At 50.2% G+C, this 17,099-nt stretch carries 14 protein-coding genes; 9 read left to right on the forward strand and 5 right to left on the reverse strand.

Going from position 1 to position 17,099, the window contains the following annotated elements:
* The first annotated feature begins 172 nt into the window (after nucleotides 1-172).
* A complete protein-coding gene (locus BM185_RS05150; RefSeq protein WP_091960324.1) occupies nucleotides 173-970 on the forward strand; it encodes a nuclease-related domain-containing protein in 798 nt (265 codons plus the stop codon).
* Here BM185_RS05150 and parE read toward each other — a convergent pair.
* From parE to yrfG, 5 genes are all read right to left on the reverse strand, one after another.
* On the reverse strand, nucleotides 967-2,871 hold the full coding sequence (gene parE / locus BM185_RS05155) for a DNA topoisomerase IV subunit B (protein ID WP_091960326.1): 1,905 nt from the start codon (nucleotides 2,869-2,871) through the stop codon (nucleotides 967-969). The genes BM185_RS05150 and parE overlap by 4 nt on opposite strands.
* Before the next feature lie 147 nt (nucleotides 2,872-3,018).
* Entirely contained in the window at nucleotides 3,019-4,581 is a 1,563-nt protein-coding gene (locus BM185_RS05160; protein WP_091960329.1) for a phosphoenolpyruvate carboxykinase, read from the reverse strand.
* A 239-nt stretch (nucleotides 4,582-4,820) separates the two neighbouring features.
* On the reverse strand, nucleotides 4,821-5,735 hold the full coding sequence (gene hslO, locus BM185_RS05165) for an Hsp33 family molecular chaperone HslO (protein ID WP_091960331.1): 915 nt from the start codon (nucleotides 5,733-5,735) through the stop codon (nucleotides 4,821-4,823).
* Nucleotides 5,732-6,145, reverse strand: a complete 414-nt coding sequence (locus BM185_RS05170; protein ID WP_091960334.1) for an RNA-binding S4 domain-containing protein — start codon at nucleotides 6,143-6,145, stop codon at nucleotides 5,732-5,734. The genes hslO and BM185_RS05170 overlap by 4 nt, the downstream gene beginning before the upstream one ends.
* A gap of 1 nt (nucleotide 6,146) precedes the next feature.
* The gene (gene yrfG, locus BM185_RS05175; RefSeq protein ID WP_091960337.1) at nucleotides 6,147-6,824 is read right to left on the reverse strand and encodes a GMP/IMP nucleotidase; all 678 of its coding nucleotides are present in this window, start codon (nucleotides 6,822-6,824) and stop codon (nucleotides 6,147-6,149) included.
* 119 nt (nucleotides 6,825-6,943) lie between these two features.
* Between yrfG and nudE the strand changes: the two genes are divergently transcribed.
* From nudE to BM185_RS05215, 8 genes are all read left to right on the forward strand, one after another.
* Nucleotides 6,944-7,528 (forward strand): ADP compounds hydrolase NudE, encoded by a 585-nt coding sequence (gene nudE, locus BM185_RS05180; protein ID WP_091960340.1) that lies wholly within the window; start codon nucleotides 6,944-6,946, stop codon nucleotides 7,526-7,528.
* Entirely contained in the window at nucleotides 7,521-8,348 is an 828-nt protein-coding gene (cysQ, locus tag BM185_RS05185) for a 3'(2'),5'-bisphosphate nucleotidase CysQ (RefSeq protein ID WP_091960343.1), read from the forward strand. The genes nudE and cysQ overlap by 8 nt, the downstream gene beginning before the upstream one ends.
* Nucleotides 8,349-8,426: 78 nt before the next feature.
* Nucleotides 8,427-10,802, forward strand: a complete 2,376-nt coding sequence (gene lon, locus BM185_RS05190) for an endopeptidase La (protein WP_091960345.1) — start codon at nucleotides 8,427-8,429, stop codon at nucleotides 10,800-10,802.
* Nucleotides 10,803-10,887: 85 nt separating this feature from the next.
* Nucleotides 10,888-11,091 (forward strand): YgaP family membrane protein, encoded by a 204-nt coding sequence (locus BM185_RS05195; RefSeq protein ID WP_091960348.1) that lies wholly within the window; start codon nucleotides 10,888-10,890, stop codon nucleotides 11,089-11,091.
* Nucleotides 11,092-11,246: 155 nt separating this feature from the next.
* On the forward strand, nucleotides 11,247-12,464 hold the full coding sequence (locus BM185_RS05200; protein WP_091960350.1) for an EAL and HDOD domain-containing protein: 1,218 nt from the start codon (nucleotides 11,247-11,249) through the stop codon (nucleotides 12,462-12,464).
* Between the two features lie 94 nt (nucleotides 12,465-12,558).
* Nucleotides 12,559-13,764 carry an HD-GYP domain-containing protein gene (locus tag BM185_RS05205; RefSeq protein ID WP_177203478.1) on the forward strand — a complete coding sequence of 402 codons (1,206 nt, stop codon included), beginning with the start codon at nucleotides 12,559-12,561 and terminating at the stop codon, nucleotides 13,762-13,764.
* Between the two features lie 103 nt (nucleotides 13,765-13,867).
* Nucleotides 13,868-14,809: a chemotaxis protein CheV gene (locus tag BM185_RS05210; protein ID WP_091960353.1), complete on the forward strand. Its 942-nt coding sequence runs from the start codon at nucleotides 13,868-13,870 to the stop codon at nucleotides 14,807-14,809.
* 41 nt (nucleotides 14,810-14,850) lie between these two features.
* Nucleotides 14,851-17,007, forward strand: coding sequence for a hybrid sensor histidine kinase/response regulator (locus tag BM185_RS05215; RefSeq protein WP_091960355.1), 2,157 nt, complete (start codon nucleotides 14,851-14,853; stop codon nucleotides 17,005-17,007).
* The last annotated feature ends 92 nt before the right edge of the window (nucleotides 17,008-17,099 follow it).

Consider the following 17,099-nt stretch of genomic DNA (forward strand, 5'->3'; position numbering starts at 1 on the left):
ATAGGGGTGCATAGCTTACTGGATAAATCGCCATCAGGCACCCGTGAACTTTGTTTCCATGTGTAGTGAATGCTATCCGAGCATCAGGGCAGTCGCTATAATCCTTGGATCAGTGAAGTTTTCAAGGCCCAGCAAGCGCCAGGGTAAACCGATAAGGTCAGGGAGAAGTTGAATGATTTTAAAAGATTATGTCCACCGACCGGATGCAGATCCCAAGTCTGAGGAAACCTGTGCCGATGCGGCAACCCGCCTGAGGAATGCCTTCAAAAATAATGAAGATGTTATTGTTCTTAATGATATTCGTGTTCCTTATGACGAAGAACGCAAGGTCAATGTCGACCATATCGTAATCCACAGCTATGGCATGACCATCATTAACAGCCGGGCCATCCACGGTAAAATTGAGGTCAACTACCGGGGCGAATGGAGTCGTAGCGTTCGGGGTCGTGAAATTGTCATGCAAAACCCGGTGGAAATGTTTAAGTATGTCAGCCGTAACCTGCGCAAAATGCTGACTGAAAACATTGATAGCCTGCTAACCCGGGTCAAGGGTAGCCAGAAAACCTTTGAAAACATGCCAATAGATGCGCTATTTATTCAGGCACCGAAAAGCTCGATTGTTGGCACCGGAATCAACAACTCCAGCATTATCTTTGCTGAAGCCCTGACACAAAGCATCAACAGAACCTTCAGCGCCTACAAGAAACGTGAGTTTCAAATGTATGGCGGCCTGGATACCTTCAAGATTTCCCGTTCAGATATGTACGCCATGGGCGACTTCCTGATGGGGAACGAAATCGACCGTAGCAGTTACCCGGCAGCCAATGAAGCGGGTGAAACCACGCGCACTGAAGAAGCCCCTGAAGGTAAAAGAGGCATCGTCAAAGCGCAATCCACCTTGCCAGTCAAGATCATTAAAGGGCGCAATATCAAGCCCGGCAAGAAGAAAAAAGAAGAGACAGACAGTTAACCTGCCACCTCGGCCAGGTTGCCTTTGGCTTCCAGCCAGCTTTTGCGGTCGCTGGAGCGCTTTTTGGCAAGAAGCATGTCGAGCAGTTCGTTGGCTTGATCGCCTTCTTCCCTGATCAGTTGCACCAGGCGGCGGGTTTCGGGCGCCATGGTGGTTTCGCGTAGCTGCTGAGGGTTCATTTCCCCGAGGCCCTTGAAGCGTTGGGTGTTGATTTTGGCTTTACGGCCACTGAGGCGATCCAGAATGGCTTCTTTTTCACTTTCATCTAGAGCGTAGAAAACCTCCTTGCCGCAATCTATTCGGTAGAGGGGTGGCATGGCGACAAAAACGTGTCCCTTGTCCACTAAAGCCGGGAAGTGGCGTTGGAAGAGAGCGCACAAGAGAGTCGCTATGTGCAGGCCATCCGAGTCAGCATCAGCAAGAATACAGATTTTGTTGTAACGCAGGCCTTGGAGGTCTTCTGAACCAGGGTCAATGCCCAGGGCGACAGCGATATCATGAACTTCTTGTGAAGCTAAAATTTCTGAAGAATCGACTTCCCAGGTATTAAGTATCTTACCTCTAAGCGGCATGATGGCTTGAAAAACCCGGTCCCTAGCTTGTTTAGCTGAACCCCCGGCAGAATCCCCCTCGACCAGGAAAAGCTCACTCCGTGCGATGTCAGTACCGGTGCAGTCGGCCAGTTTGCCAGGCAAGGCGGGTCCTTGAGTAATCTTTTTACGGACCACTTTTTTGGCTGCGCGTAAACGGCGGTTGGCCCGACTGAGTACCAGTTCGGCAATGCGTTCAGCATCCAGGGTGTGCTGATTCAGCCATAGAGAAAAGGCATCCTTGATCACCCCACTGACAAAGGTAGCACTCTGGCGGGAAGACAGGCGTTCTTTGGTTTGTCCAGCAAACTGAGGGTCCTGCATTTTAAGGGAAAGCACAAAGGCACAGTCTTGCCAAAGGTCTTCAGGGGCCAGGCGGACACCGCGCGGTAGCAGGTTGCGGTATTCACAAAATTCACGCAGGGCATCCAGAAGACCAGCTCTCAGGCCATTGACGTGAGTGCCCCCTTGGGTGGTTGGGATCAGGTTGACGTAGCTTTCCTGAACCTGCTCGCCACCTTCGGGCAGCCAAACCAGGGCCCAGTCCACTGCTTCATGAGGGGCCTTGAATTCTCCGGAAAAGGGACTGGCGGGTAGAGTTTCCCAACCCTGACAAGCTTGGCTGAGATAGTCTTTGAGACCTTCTTGAAACAGCCATTCATCAACCAGGGCTTCGCCGGTTTCAGGATCTTTTTCCTGCTCATTGATGAAGATAACCTTTAAACCTGGGCAGAGAACAGCCTTGGCTCTAAGTAGGTGTCTCAGGCGGCCCAGCGCATAGCGCGGGCTGTCGAAATAGCTTTCATTAATCCAAAAGCGCAGAGAGGTTCCGGTGTTTTTCTTGGCGCAGCTGCCGATGACTTCCAGCTCGCTGGCTTTTTCACCTTCGGCAAAACCAATTCTTTGTACCTGGCCATTTCGCCAGACAGTCACTTCCAGGCGGCGAGACAGGGCATTGACCACTGAGACCCCAACCCCATGAAGACCACCTGAGAATTCATAGTTTTTATTGGAAAACTTGCCCCCGGCATGCAACCGAGTGAGGATGAGCTCAACACCTGAAATACCATACTCAGGGTGAGGGTCAGTAGGTAGACCGCGGCCATCATCCAGAACGCTTAGGCTATTGTCTTCATGCAGGGTGACGGTAATGGCGCTGGCGTGGCCTGCCAGGGCTTCATCAACACTGTTATCGATAACTTCCTGGGCCAGATGGTTGGGGCGGGTTGTATCAGTATACATGCCCGGGCGCTTGCGAACGGGATCAAGGCCGGTCAGGACTTCTATGGCGCTGGCATTGTATTGGCTCATCTCGGTTCTTCCTAGTGACTGCTTTGCAAGGCGTGTAGTTTGCCTTTTGCTTGTTGGCCTGTCGAGTCATGCTGTTGCTTTGCTGGATGGAGCAGGCAAAAAAAAGCCTGCATCAAAATGCAGGCTTGGATACTTAAGTGGCGAGGATTACTGGCCGAGCTTGGGGCCCGCGGCAATGATACTGTCATCCACACCAGAAAACTTACGGAAGTTTTCAATAAACATGGTTGCCAGTTCTTTGGCCTGACGGTCGTAGGCATCCTTGTCTTCCCAGGTTTCACGAGGGTTGAGCAGGCTGGCGTCAACACCGGGAACATGAGTCGGCACCTGAAGGTTAAGGGTTGGCAGAGTTTCGGTTTCCGCATCAGCCAGAGCACCATTCTGAACCGCATTAACGATGGCGCGGGTCGTTGGGATACTGAAGCGGTTGCCGCCTTGACCATAGGAGCCACCCGTCCAACCGGTGTTAACCAGGTAAACACGAGAGTTGAAGGCTTCAATACGCTTGATTAAAAGATCGGCGTACTCACGTGCTGGCCTTGGGAAGAAGGGAGCGCCGAAGCAGGTAGAGAAGGTGGCTTCCAAACCCGAGGTGGAACCCATTTCAGTGGAGCCCACTTTAGCCGTGTAGCCAGACAGGAAGTGATAAGCCGCTGCTTCTTTAGACAGGATAGAAACCGGTGGCAGTACACCGCTCATATCGCAGGTCAGGAAAATGATGGCGTTGGGCTCACCGGCACGATTTTCAACAACCCGTTTTTCAACATGCTCCAGTGGGTAGGCAGCACGCGAGTTTTGAGTCAGGCTGTCGTCGGCATAGTCAGGGTTGCGACGATCATCCAGAACCACATTTTCCAGGACGGAGCCAAAGCGGATGGCATCCCAGATAATGGGCTCATTCTTTTGGGATAGGTCGATACACTTGGCGTAGCAGCCGCCTTCAATATTGAATACGGTGCCCACGCCCCAGCCATGCTCATCATCACCAATCAGGTAGCGTGAAGGATCAGCTGACAGGGTGGTTTTGCCGGTGCCAGACAGGCCAAAGAAAAGGGTAGTTTCGCCATCTTCACCCACGTTTGCTGAGCAGTGCATAGGCAGGACATCAGCATCGGGCAGAAGGAAGTTCTGAACGGAGAACATGGCTTTTTTCATTTCGCCGGCATAGCGCATGCCCGCAATCAGCACCTTGCGCTCGGCAAAGTTGAGGATGACACAGCCGTCAGAATTGGTGCCATCACGTGCTGGGTCGCACTCAAAATGAGGTGCATTCATGATCGTCCATTCTTCCTTGCTGGAAGGATTGAAAACTTCAGGACGAATAAACAGGGTGCGACCAAAGAGGTTGTGCCAAGCTGTTTCAGTGGTGACACGAACGGGCAGATAATGCGTGGGGTCGGAGCCAACATGGAGTTCAGAAATGAACTGATCCTTTTCCTTTAGGTAGGCATCGACCTTTTCCCAAAGGGCATTGAACTTGGCTGCATCAAAAGGACGGTTGATGCCACCCCATTCAATTTGTGCAGAAGTGCTGGGCTCTTCCACTATAAAACGGTCTAACGGAGAGCGCCCGGTACGTTCACCTGTGTTGACTACCAAGGCTCCGTTATTGGCCAGCTGGCCTTCGCCGCGTTGAATGGCTAGTTCGATCAGTTGGGCATTGCTTAGGTTGATATAAGTTTTCACAGCGCTCTCGTTAAGATTTGTCATGAGTCAAGGGTGGCCTTTGTATCTCAGTCGCCCGAAAAGTGGCGGCTATTATGTCAAAAAAAGCTTTAGGGGCGAAGACTTGCTCTCGGTCAAAAAATGACTAAAAGCCGGTGTAGGCCCATTACATGAAAAAAGTCCTTTTTATTCAGTATATTACAAAGCATAAGCAGGATTTATTTTCATTCTGCTTAGAAAATGATCATTGATGACTACCTAATCTTGCGGTAGATCAAGGTTGCTTAATGAAGTTTATGCCCTTCAGGCAGGTTGTCTGCACCGGGTTGGTTGAAGATCTCCGATAGGTCCTTTTTGTTAAAAGTATAAACCGTATTACAGAAGTGGCACTGAGTTTCTAGCTGTCCTTGCTCTTCAATAATTTTACGGAGCTCTTCTTGGCCCAGACTGGCCAGGGCATCGGCTGTTCTGTCTCGTGAACAGGTGCAGCCAAATTCCAGGTTATGGGGGTCAAAAACCCTGAGTGTTTCTTCGTGGTAAAGCCGGTGGAGCAGTTGCAAGGGTTCCAAATCCAGCAGCTCGTCTTTTTGAACGGTAGCAGCCAGGTGGGTGATTCGGTTCCAGGCGTCCGGGTCCTTGTTGTTGGCATCATCCGGCAGTTGTTGCAGCAGTAAGCCAGCCGCTTTTTGGTCAGCTGCTTCCAGCCAGATTCGGGTAGGCAACTGTTCTGAGTTGGCAAAATAGTCTTCCAGACACAGGGCCAAGTTTTCTTTATCCAGGGCCACTATGCCCTGATAGCGCTTGCCTTGTGAAGGGTCAAGGGTAATCACCAGCTGTCCACCGCCGGTTAATTCCTGCAGGGTCTGGCCTTGGGGTGTTTCCTGATAGCGGGCAATTCCTCGAAGTTGGTCACCGCCCTGCTGACCCGTGTTGCATTCGGCCATCATCAGGCTGACTGGGCCTTGTCCACGAATTTCCAGGCTCAGAGTGCCCTCCAGTTTAACCGTTGCGGTCAAAAGAGCAGCGGCAGCCAGAAGTTGGCCTAGCTGCTTGGCAACGGCAGGTGGATATTCATGGCGATCCAGCACTTCCTGATAGCTTTGTTGCAGGTGGGTAAGTTCCCCCCTGACGGCAGTGGAATCAAAAAGAAAGCGTTGTACCTGGTCCAGTGACCGGGTGGAATCGGGGGAGTTGGTCATTCTGTTTCCTGTCGTTTGAAGCGCTGGATTTGTCTACGGGATTTTTTGTCCGGTCTGTGCTGGGGTGCTTGCAGTACAGCGCCGGAAAGACGGCGCTTTTCAGTTTCTTGGGCGCGCTTTTCCAAGCTTTGTTCGGTTTCCCGATAGAGCTGTTGGGCAACGCTGGCCGGACCTCTTTGGTTGGAGAGGGCCAGAACTTCAATTTCTTTAACATCCCAGCCTTGGGTGATTTTGAGTAGAGCCCCTACTTCAACCAGGCGACTAACTTTGGGGCGCTGGCCATCATATTCAACCTTGCCATTTTCAACAGCGGTTTTGGCTAGGCTGCGGGTTTTAAAAAAGCGCGCTGCCCAGAGCCATTTATCCAGGCGGACTTCCTGGGATTTAGGATCTGCAGTTGTTTTGTTCATTTCAGCGGGCTGCCTTTCCCGGTTTGTTGACCGGTTGAAGTTCTGCAAAGCGGGTGACTGCTGGAAACTCAGTCATTTGGCGTATGGGTAGCTGGCTGTCCGGTTGAGTGATGGTGATCAACTGAGTAATACCAAACTGCCGGGCTGATTCCAGAACCTCTTCATTATCGTCAATAAACAGAGTGCGTGCCGGGTCAAAGGGTTCAATCTGCATTAAGGCCTGCCAGTAACCCTGTTCTTCCTTGGGGATACCGATATCGGCTGAACTGACAATCGCATCCAGATACTGGTCAAGTCCGGTCAGATGGAGTTTGAGCTCTAGGCTTTTGCGATCTGCATTGGTTGCCAGGATGACCCGGGGGTGGGCTTCTTTCAGCCATTGCAAAAAATCCACGGCATCGGCTCTAAAGCCAATCAGATGCTGGATTTCCTTTTTGAGCGTGACTATATCCACGCCCAGTTCCTGCGTCCAGTAATCCAGGCTGTACCAGTTCAGTTGTCCTTTTTCAGCCAGAATTCTGGGGATGAGTTCATCACGGACAGCCTGATGATCCAGTTTGTGTAATTCTGCATAACGGCGTGGCAGATGCTCGAGCCAGAAGTGACTGTCAAAATGCAGATCCAGCAGAGTGCCATCCATATCCAGCAAAACAGTGTCGATTGCGTGCCAGTTGATCATGCCAAGCCTTGTGAGTCGGTGGGATAGAGTTGATAATCATCTAGTATGAATTGTAGCGGAAGTTGACTTTGATCAGAACCCGTTCTCTTTTGGCACCCTCAAGATAAGGAGTGGCACCCATGCCCGTTCGTCCCAGTATTCTGCAGCGTAAGATAGTGGCGCAAACTCGCCTGTTCAAGGTTGAAGAAATGCACCTGGAATTTGCCAATGGTGCCAAGCGCCATTATGAGCGACTGGTCAGCCAGGGGCTGGGAGCCGTCATGGTGGTCGCTGTGAATGACCAAGGAGAAGTGGTGCTGATTCGTGAATATGCGGGTGGCATGCACGACTATGTGTTGGCTCTACCCAAGGGTTTGGTTGAAGTTGGGGAAGACCTGCTGGTTGCAGCCAACCGCGAACTCATGGAAGAAACCGGTTATGGAGCCCGCCAACTGGAGCCTTTAACCCAATTGTCCCTGGCCCCTAACTATATGGGCCATAAGATGCAGGTGGTACTGGCCAGGGATCTTTATCCTTGCAAGCTGGAAGGGGACGAGCCTGAGCCCTTGGAAGTTGAGTTGCATCCTTTGGATAAAATCAGTGACCTGCTCGGTCGTGATGACTTTCATGAAGGCCGGTCCATCGCCGCTTTATTTATTGCTCAGGAAAGGCTGAAGCAGGAAGACTGGTCCGGGAAAGACTGGCAGGAGTTAGGTGGTGCTTGAGGATAAGAATCAACTGATCACTGGCTTAAAAGCAATTTGCAGTCGTGCTGGTGATGCCATTCTTGAGGTCTACCAGCAGCCGGAGCTCTGGCAAACCCAGCAAAAAAGTGATGCCTCGCCCGTCACTGCAGCTGATCTGGCTGCACATCAGATTATTAGCCAAGGCTTGCAGGCCCTAACCCCAGAGCTGCCGCTTCTCTCTGAAGAGGCAGCGGATATCCCTTGGGAAGAAAGGCGTCTTTGGTCTACTTATTGGCTGGCTGATCCTTTGGATGGCACCAAGGAATTTCTGGATCGCAATGATGAGTTCACCGTTAACATCGCTTTGATTGAACAAGGGCAAGCAAGCCTAGGGATTATTTATCAGCCAACCACAGCCTGTTTTTGGTGGGGTGATCGTCAACTGGGCGCTTGGAAACAAACTGCAACCGCTGAACCGGAACGGATACAAGTTAGACCCCTGAAGGGGCAGCAGCTACACCTGCTGACTAGTCATCGCCATGGCCTGGACAAGCTACAACCTGTCTTGACTGCTTTACGCCATCAAAAGCTCCTGCTGGAATCCAGCCCTTTGGGCAGTTCATTAAAGTTTTGCCGGCTGGCTGAAGGTCTTGCTGATTTCTATCCGCGTCTGGGGCCAACAGGTGAGTGGGATACCGCTGCCGCTCAGGCCATTCTGGAAGCGGCGGGTGGCCAACTCTTGAACTGGCAATTAGAACCCCTGACTTACAATCAAAAGCCTGAATTGATCAATCCAGACTTTGTTGCTCTGGCTGATCCCAGCCAGCCTTGGCACCAGTGGCTGAAGGCTTTTACTTAGCCCAGACTTGAAATCCCCTGTTGAGGGCCGCATCAAGGCAAGTAGAGATCAATCTGAGTTGCCATAAGAGGCCCTTGCATGACAGACCAACAGGATTCTTCCCAGGCTCAGGCTGGAGAGCTGGTGATCTCCGGTGAGTACTTGCCGGAACGTATTTACTTACTACCGATTCATAACCGTCCTTTTTTTCCTGCCCAGATTCAGCCTCTGGTGATTCCCCGTAAACGCTGGGAATCCACCCTTGAGCGGGTCAGTGAAACACCCCATCACGTGTTGGGCGTCATCTATGTTGGTGAAACCTCGCCCGAAAAACTGGAGTTGGATCAACTGCCCCAGATAGGTACTGCAGTGCGCGTTCATCGGGCGGATATGGAAGAAAACCGTATTCAGTTTATTGCCCAGGGTTTGAAACGTTTCAAGATAGAGCGCTGGATTTCCCGCAAGCCTCCTTATCTGGTTGAAGTCAGCTACCCCAAAGAGCAAAAGGATACCAGTGATGAAGCCAGGGCTTATGCGCTGTCTTTGATCAATGGCATTAAGGAGCTGCTGCCACTCAACCCCCTTTACGGTGAAGAGCTAAAACACTATCTGAATCGTTTTAGCCCTAATGAGCCAGGCCCATTGGCTGACTTTGCTGCAGCCATTACTTCTGCCAAGGGACGTGAACTGCAAAAGGTACTGGAAACCCTGCCTCTGCTGCCCAGGATGCAAAAGGTTTTACCCTTGTTGCGCAAAGAGGTGGAAGTAGCCCGCTTGCAAGGTGAAATCAGCGAAGAGGTCAACCAGAAAATTCAGGACCGTCAGCGCGAATTCTTTCTACGTGAGCAGCTTAAAGTCATTCAGCGGGAGCTGGGCATCAGCAAGGATGACAAGACCGCCGAAGTGGATGAGTTTCGTGAACGCCTGGAAGGTAAGCAGCTTCCTGAGCCGGTTCAAAAACGCATTGATGAAGAAATGCAGAAGTTTTCGGTGCTGGAATCTGGCTCACCGGAATATGCCGTCACCCGCAATTATTTGGATTGGATCACCTGTCTGCCCTGGGGCATTCGCTCGGATGACAACCTGGACCTGGGCCATGCCCGTCAGGTTTTGGATAGAGACCATGATGGTCTGGAGGATGTCAAAGACCGAATCGTTGAATTTCTGGCTGAAGGCCACTTTAAAGGCGACGTTGGCGGCTCCATCGTGCTCTTGGTGGGCCCGCCCGGTGTCGGTAAAACCTCGATAGGCCGCTCTATAGCTGAAGCCCTGGAGCGCAAATTCTATCGCTTCTCCGTGGGAGGGATGCGGGATGAAGCCGAGATCAAAGGGCATCGTCGTACTTATATCGGTGCTTTGCCGGGCAAGTTGATCCAAGCACTCAAGGAAGCCGAAACCGAAAACCCGGTGATTTTGCTGGATGAAATCGACAAATTGGGAGCCAGCTTTCAAGGCGACCCGGCTTCGGCCCTTTTGGAAGTGCTGGACCCAGAGCAGAATGTCAATTTTCTGGATCACTATCTGGATGTTCGTGTTGATCTGTCCAAGGTGCTCTTTCTGTGTACAGCCAACCAACTGGATACGATTCCCGGACCTCTGCTGGACCGGATGGAAATCATTCGCCTGTCCGGTTATATCACTGAAGAAAAACTGGCCATTGCTAAGCATCACCTTTGGCCACGCTTGTTGAAACGCGCCGGTTTGAAGAAAAAGCAGTTGAATATTACCGATGCGGCCCTAAAGCAGATTATCGAAGGCTATGCCCGAGAAGCCGGGGTCCGCAAACTGGAAAAACAACTGCACCGCATTCTGCGCAAGGCGGCCGTGGAATTGCTCGAAGACCCGGATAAAAAAGAGGTCCGGGTTGGCGTTAAAAACTTGGAAGACTATTTGGGCGCGCCGGTTTTCCGTAGTGAGCAATTGATGAAGGGCGTCGGCGTGGTTACCGGCCTGGCCTGGACTTCTATGGGGGGTGCCACCTTATCGATTGAAGCAAATCAGGTGCATGCCCTGACACGCGGTTTTAAGCTGACCGGTAAGCTGGGCGATGTCATGAAAGAGTCGGCTGAAATTGCCTACAGCTATGTGATGGGGCATTTAAAAAGTTTTGGGGCCAACCCGAAATTTTATAATGAAGCCTTTATTCACCTGCATGTGCCCGAAGGGGCGACACCCAAAGATGGTCCTTCAGCCGGGGTGACCATGGCAACGGCTTTATTGTCTCTGGCTTTGAAGAGAAAACCTGAAAAGGTGGCTATGACGGGTGAATTAAGCCTAACCGGGCAGGTGTTACCTGTGGGAGGGATTCGGGAGAAAGTCATAGCGGCCAGGCGTTCGGGGGTCTCCACCCTGATTCTTCCTGAGGCCAATCGACGGGACTATGATGAATTGCCTGACTACCTGCAGGCTGGCCTGGAGGTTCATTTTGCTCGCCAGTTTAAAGAGGTTGCCAAGGTAGCTTTGAAAATAAATTGACAGGCTTGCAAAGCCAGTTGGCAAGAGTATACTAATTAAGATAATTCTTAATTAGTTGTTTTTCTTCTCGAGGAGGAAGTCAGTCATGAACGTTGATCGTGCGCTCTTGTTGTTTGCTGGAATCATGGTAGGTATCAGTCTACTGTTGACTCACTTTGTTCATCCGGGCTTTGTCTGGTTCACCGCTTTTATTGCTGTCAATATGATTCAGGCCAGTTTTACAGGCTTCTGTCCAGCGGTAATGATCTTCAAAAAACTGGGGATTCAGCCGGGCTCCGCTTTCCGGTAACTAAAGTTTTAACCAGTTAAAGCGGCCTTCTCTCGGGAAGGCCGTTTTTTTATGGGGGTGGTTTAACAAATAAATGACATATTTAAGTGGCAATGACAGCCATTTTTTATAATGCTGTTAGCTTCCAAGATTGGCTGTAGGAGTCAAAACGACTTGTGAGTAAGCAATTGCTTTTCAATAACCAGGCTTATTGTGTGGCCTTGCAGCCCATCTGCAATGCAGAACTGCGTCACCAGGCTGATGAGTTGCTTTATCGTGCCGCATCCAATGAGCAGGCAGCACGAATTGATGATCATCTGATGGCGACTGCCCGGGTGTGCCATACCGCTTTCTACGAATTGGGCTTGGAAAAACTGGTCGGTCAACGGGAATTGTTTTTTATTGCGCCCCGCGAATGGGTCTTACACCCTGAAAACCTGCCGCCGCCGACCGGACAACTGGTTATAGAGGTTCTCGACCCTCAGCCTGATGCTGACCTGCTTGCAGCCCTCAAAAATTTACGTCAGCTGGGTTATCGTGTTGCCCTGGCTGCCTTTGCAATGACCCCCCAAAACCTGGCTTTGCTTGAAGTGGTTGATGTTATCAAGGTGGACTTGCTGAAGCCTTTGGATACCGGGCAACTCGCCGAATTCAAAAGCCGGGGGCTACAGCTGCTGGCACGACGTGTTGAAGACTGGACAATCTTTGAGCGCTGCCGTGAATTGGGATTTGATTATTTTCAGGGATATTTTTACGCGCGGCCTGAAGTTACCCAGGCAGCGACCTTGGAACGCAGTGGCAATCGCAGTGCTCAGATACGTATTCTTGCCGAAATTCAAGCCCCTGAGCCTGACTATCGAGTGCTGGAACCCTTGATTGCCCAAGACCCTCACTTGGCCTTTTTGTTGCTCAAGCTAACCAATTCCCCGCTCTACAGACGGAGATCTGAAGTCACTACCATTCATCAGGCGCTCAATACCCTGGGGCTGGATAGAGTCAAAAGCCTGGTAACCACAGTGATGTTGGCGAATAACGGGGCTGCCAACCGGCTTTCTTTGCCCAAGGCTTTAACGCGTGCAGCCATGTGCGAGCGTTTGGCGGCCAGTGTGAGTGGTGTTGGTGAGCGTCAGGCTTTTATGGCTGGACTCATGTCAATGATGGACCTACTTATGGGCATGCCCATGCAGGACTTGCTGCAAGAGTTGCCTCTTAGTAGTGATTTCAAGGCAGCCCTGGTCTCCAGAGCAGGCCGCCTGGGCCAATTGCTGAGTCTTGTGCAGGCTTTTGAACAAGCAAAAATGTCAGGCAAATCGTCTGAATTGATAGAGCGTCTGAACCGGGTTTGGCTGGAGAGCCAGATTTGGGTGAATCAAATTTTGATGGAAGTTGACTAGGCGAAGGTGAAGCCCTCCGATTAAAAATAACACCTATTGACATCAAGAGGCACTCCTTCTAATGTCCAGTTTAATCGTGTCTTTGAGAAACAAAATGTTAACAAAAGATTTTGAGCTGTTAAAAATTGCGTCAGGGGATCTGGTGGTTGGCCAGCCAACACCCTGGAGCATTTGTGACAGCAAGGGGAGTCTACTGGTTGAAAAGGGCAGCCCCATCGATTCGGAAGACTTTAAAAGGCTTCTAGAACAGGTGGGTTATTTTGCCAAGCAAATCAATCAAGCTCTGGTTCAACCAGTACGCCTGAAGGGTAAGGTTAACCCTTTTGCTGAATTTGATGATCTTTGTGTGCAGCTGGAAGCAATCTTTAAACGCATCGAAGCAGGGCAACATTTTCCTACCGGATTATTGATTAAACGCTTTCATCGGTTCATTGCCAGCCTTCAGGGCCTTGTTCACTATGATGCTGATGCGCTACTCGGCGCCGTCCATTTAACAGAAAGCTTTGAATACCCCATTCAGCATCCAATGCAGATCGCCGTCTTGACCGAGCTGATTTTGGCCCGCTTGAAGGTTGATCAGGAAACACGCTTAAGTGTTCTGGGAGCTGCTTTAACCTGCAACCTGGCCATGAACCCTTTCCAGAAACGCCTGGACCAGCAAAAAGGGCCCTTGCTGCCTGCTCAAAAAGATCTGATCAATCGACACCCGTTGATTAGCGCTGAAATGCTAAGAGTCGCTGGAGTAGATGATGAGCTCTGGTTGGAGTTGGTGACTCAGCATCATGAAAAACTGGATGGCAGTGGCTACCCCTTGGGGCTAAAAGGCAATGCTATTCGGCGTGAAGCCAGAATTCTGGCATTGGGAGATGTCTATTCGGCCATGGTGACACCGCGTGGTTACCGTGGCCCTTTAAAACTGAAAGATTCTCTCAAAGATCTTTTCCAGCAAAGGGGCCGAGCCTTTGATGGCAAGCTCACAGAGCTATTTATCATGGAGTTGGGGCTCTATCCACCTGGCATCTATGTGCGCTTGAGTAATGATGATCTGGCCGTTGTAATCGGGCGTACTGATCACCCCAAATCCCCTATGGTGGCGAGCATTCGACGTTCTGATGGCTATATGTATCCTTCACCTCGAAAAAGAGACTTACGGGAAGGTGAAATAGAAGTTCGCTATGTTTGTGATGCCACGGAAAAGGTTAAAATTAATCCAGCCACCCTGTGGGGAATTGATGCCCTGCGGGTGGAACAGCGTACTGACCTCTCTTCAGTTGACCCTTTTATGCGTGGATTGATCTGAATTATTGCACTGCAACACGTTGCAAAATGTAAAAATGTATTGCGTTGACAGGTTGTTCAGGGTTCAATGCTTCTAAAACATTAAGGCTAGGGAGACCCGCCTGATGAGCAAGCTGTTGAACAATGTTAACCAGCGTACCCAGATGGCCGGTGAAAACCGTCTGGAGCTTTTGCTTTTTCGTTTACAAAATGGCCAGCTTTATGGGATTAATGTCTTCAAGGTAAAGAAGATTATGCCCTGCCCGCCACTGACTCAACTTCCCTACCATCACCCCCATGTTGCGGGTGTAGCCAATACAATGGATGGCTCGCTACCTATTCTTGATTTGCTTAGTGCTATTCAGTCAGGCAAGGTTCAAGACCCTCGCAAACAACAAGTTATCGTTTGTGAATACAACCGTAAGATGCAGGGCTTTCTTGTTGATCGCATCGATAACATCGTCAATATGGAATGGAGTGAGATTCTCCTGCCGCCCAAGGGAATAGGCCATCGCCATTATTTAACCTCCGTGACTCGTCATGAAGGTAAACTGGTGGAAATCATTGATGTTGAAAAGGTTATCTCTGAAGTAACCCCGGCACCTGAAGACTTTAAAACCCAATTTGATGAAGACCTAAGCGAACTGAAAGCTTCCCAGATACCACGTAAGGTGCTGGTCGTTGATGATTCAGTGGTTGCACGCAACCAGATTAAACGCTGTCTTGAAAAAGTAGAGCTGGAAGCTGTGTTGCTGAAAGATGGTCTTCAAGCTTTGGAGCATCTGCAGGCAATGCTGGAAGAAGGGAAGGACCCTTATGAAGAGTATCTGATGATGATCTCAGATATTGAAATGCCGGAAATGGATGGCTATACCCTAACTCGTAACGTTAAACAGGACGCGCGTATGCAGCAGCTATTTATTCTGATGCACTCGTCGCTCTCCGGTGTTTTCAATGAATCCATGGTTCAAAAAGTAGGTGCGGACAGGTTTATTGCCAAATTTGATGCTGACGAGCTGGCGGTTTCGGTACTGGATCACTTTCGTAAACGCTCAACACCGGCTTAAATCTTGGGAACTTGTGACTGACCTCAAAGAAGGCAAGACCTATGGATCCCTCACAAGCAAAAGCCAAGCTTTATAAAGTCGCGAACGCTCAAGAACCACAAATACTGGACACCAGCACCCAGGAGGCCCTGAAATGCCTCCTGAATGAGTTGGATACAGCCCACCAGGCCAGTAAAACCAAAAGTCAGTTCCTGGCTAATATGAGTCATGAAATTCGCACGCCTATGAATGGCATTATTGGCATGCTGGATTTGGTGTTGGCGACGGAGCTGGAAAAAGAACAAAGAGAAAACCTGGATCTGGCTCGGCTTTCTGCTGAGCATCTACTGGAAATTATTAACCACCTGTTGGATCTATCAAAAATTGAAGCGGGTAAGCTCGACTTGCAGCCCAGGGTCTTTGATTTACCCGAAATGCTGGGCCAGACGGTCCGCAGTCTGATCAATAGAGCCAAAGTCAAAGAGCTGCAACTGCAATATGAGATGTCCGCGAACTTGCCTCGCTTTGTCTATGGCGATCCTTCGCGCCTGCGGCAAATGCTGATTAACTTGTTGGGCAATGCCATCAAATTTACTCAAATGGGTGGCGTCTATTTAAAGGTAACTTGTGTTGACCTCCAGCCAACAGAAGCTTTGATAGATCTGGAAGTAACGGATACCGGGATAGGGATGTCTGCTGAGGCTTTGAGGAAAGTGTTTGAACCCTTTGAGCAGGTAGACTCTGAATCAAATCGCCAGTTTGAAGGAACCGGTCTGGGGTTATCGATTGTCAGACAACTGACTGAGATGATGGGTGGCGAGGTTTCTGTTACTAGTCAACTCAACGAGGGCTCCCGCTTTGTCATACGTCTGCGATTACCCCTGCCAGCTTCCTCAGAAGTAAGTCCAGGTGATGAAAAGCCTTTGGAATTTAATGACCTACGGGTTTTGGTCATTGATGATGAGCCAGTCAATCAACGTATGCTGGCTGCGATGTTAAGTCAACTGGGTGTCGAGCAGGAAACAGCCACCTCAGGGCCTGAAGGGTTATTTTTGCTTCGTCATGCCTGTGATGAGCAGAGGCCTTTTGACTTGGTTCTCGTGGATGCCCAGATGCCGGGGCTCAATGGCTTTCAAGTTGCCGAAAGAATCGGCCAGGATCAGCGTTTTGGAAGTATCCCGGTGGTTATTCTGACTACAGCTGCAGAAACTGGTGATGCTCAACGTTGTCGGGCGCTCGGCCTGGCGGGTTATTTAAGTAAACCGATCATTTCCACTGAACTCAAGGCTTTGCTGAGTTATTTGATTGGTCAAAAAGCACAGTCTAACGCAGCAGGGTCCAAAGGAGACCCGACATGCTTTCTTACCGGTTTGAATATTCTTCTGGTCGACGACAATCCGGTTAACCAGAAGGTAGCTTTCAAGCTTTTGGAAAAGTGCCAGCATCAGGTTACACGAGCTGCCGACGGTCATGAGGCTTTGGAGCTTCTGGCTCAACAATCTTATGATTTGGTGCTGATGGACATCATGATGCCGGTGATGGATGGCCTGGAAGCAACCCGACGATGGCGGCAGGAAGAGCAGCAACGTAAATTGCCCATGACACCTATAGTCGCCATGACAGCCAATGCCATGCAGGGTGACCGTGAAAAATGTCTGGCAGAGGGCATGCAAGGTTATATCCCTAAACCAGTTAACCCGCTGTTGCTCTACAGGGAAATTGACCGGGTTATCGCTGAATATCGTCCAGAAACAGTTAAAGAAGCAGTGGTTCCTGGTGAATTTGATGACCTGCTTGATCAGGCAGCGAGTCTTCTTGAAGAAGCTATGGCTGATGAAGAGCCGCCTTTGCAGGAGCCAGCTTCCTCACTTTTTGATTGGCAAAGGGCGGTTGAGGTCTTGGGTGCCGATGAAAGTCTGCTGGTGATGGCTTTGGAGACTTTTATTGATGAATACCCTGAGCATCAGCAAAAACTTGAACAGGCCTGGCAGGAAAAAGACTTACAGTCCCTTAAGCAAGCTGCTCACACTCTCAAAAGCCTGTTGGCCACCTTTGCTGCTGAAGAACCCTGTGCTCTGGCCAGAGAGCTGGAAATCCTAATCAGACAGGGTGCTGACCCTTTCACTTTATCCAAAGTGTATGAAGGGCTACAAAATCAACTGGATGTGCTTTTCTCCCAGCTTCAGAAGCATCAGGAAGAAATGAGAGAGAAAAAGTAAGTTCTGGTTAATTGTTTTATTTTTCATTGATTGAAGTCAATAGCGCATCTGGGCTCCCCCGACTAAAGTGTCGGGTTCAACCTTTAGCACGC

The organism is Marinospirillum celere, from assembly GCF_900112235.1.
Classification (GTDB): Bacteria; Pseudomonadota; Gammaproteobacteria; order Pseudomonadales; family Halomonadaceae; genus Marinospirillum; species Marinospirillum celere.

Excerpts from the sequence above, each read along its gene's own strand:
- BM185_RS05150 (WP_091960324.1), top strand. The coding sequence starts at position 173 with ATGATTTTAAAAGATTATGTCCACCGACCGGATGCAGATCCCAAGTCT.
- parE (WP_091960326.1), bottom strand. The coding sequence starts at position 2,871 with ATGAGCCAATACAATGCCAGCGCCATAGAAGTCCTGACCGGCCTTGAT.
- BM185_RS05160 (WP_091960329.1), bottom strand. The coding sequence starts at position 4,581 with ATGACAAATCTTAACGAGAGCGCTGTGAAAACTTATATCAACCTAAGC.
- hslO (WP_091960331.1), bottom strand. The coding sequence starts at position 5,735 with ATGACCAACTCCCCCGATTCCACCCGGTCACTGGACCAGGTACAACGC.
- BM185_RS05170 (WP_091960334.1), bottom strand. The coding sequence starts at position 6,145 with ATGAACAAAACAACTGCAGATCCTAAATCCCAGGAAGTCCGCCTGGAT.
- yrfG (WP_091960337.1), bottom strand. The coding sequence starts at position 6,824 with ATGATCAACTGGCACGCAATCGACACTGTTTTGCTGGATATGGATGGC.
- nudE (WP_091960340.1), top strand. The coding sequence starts at position 6,944 with ATGCCCGTTCGTCCCAGTATTCTGCAGCGTAAGATAGTGGCGCAAACT.
- lon (WP_091960345.1), top strand. The coding sequence starts at position 8,427 with ATGACAGACCAACAGGATTCTTCCCAGGCTCAGGCTGGAGAGCTGGTG.
- BM185_RS05195 (WP_091960348.1), top strand. The coding sequence starts at position 10,888 with ATGAACGTTGATCGTGCGCTCTTGTTGTTTGCTGGAATCATGGTAGGT.
- BM185_RS05205 (WP_177203478.1), top strand. The coding sequence starts at position 12,559 with ATGTTAACAAAAGATTTTGAGCTGTTAAAAATTGCGTCAGGGGATCTG.
- BM185_RS05210 (WP_091960353.1), top strand. The coding sequence starts at position 13,868 with ATGAGCAAGCTGTTGAACAATGTTAACCAGCGTACCCAGATGGCCGGT.
- BM185_RS05215 (WP_091960355.1), top strand. The coding sequence starts at position 14,851 with ATGGATCCCTCACAAGCAAAAGCCAAGCTTTATAAAGTCGCGAACGCT.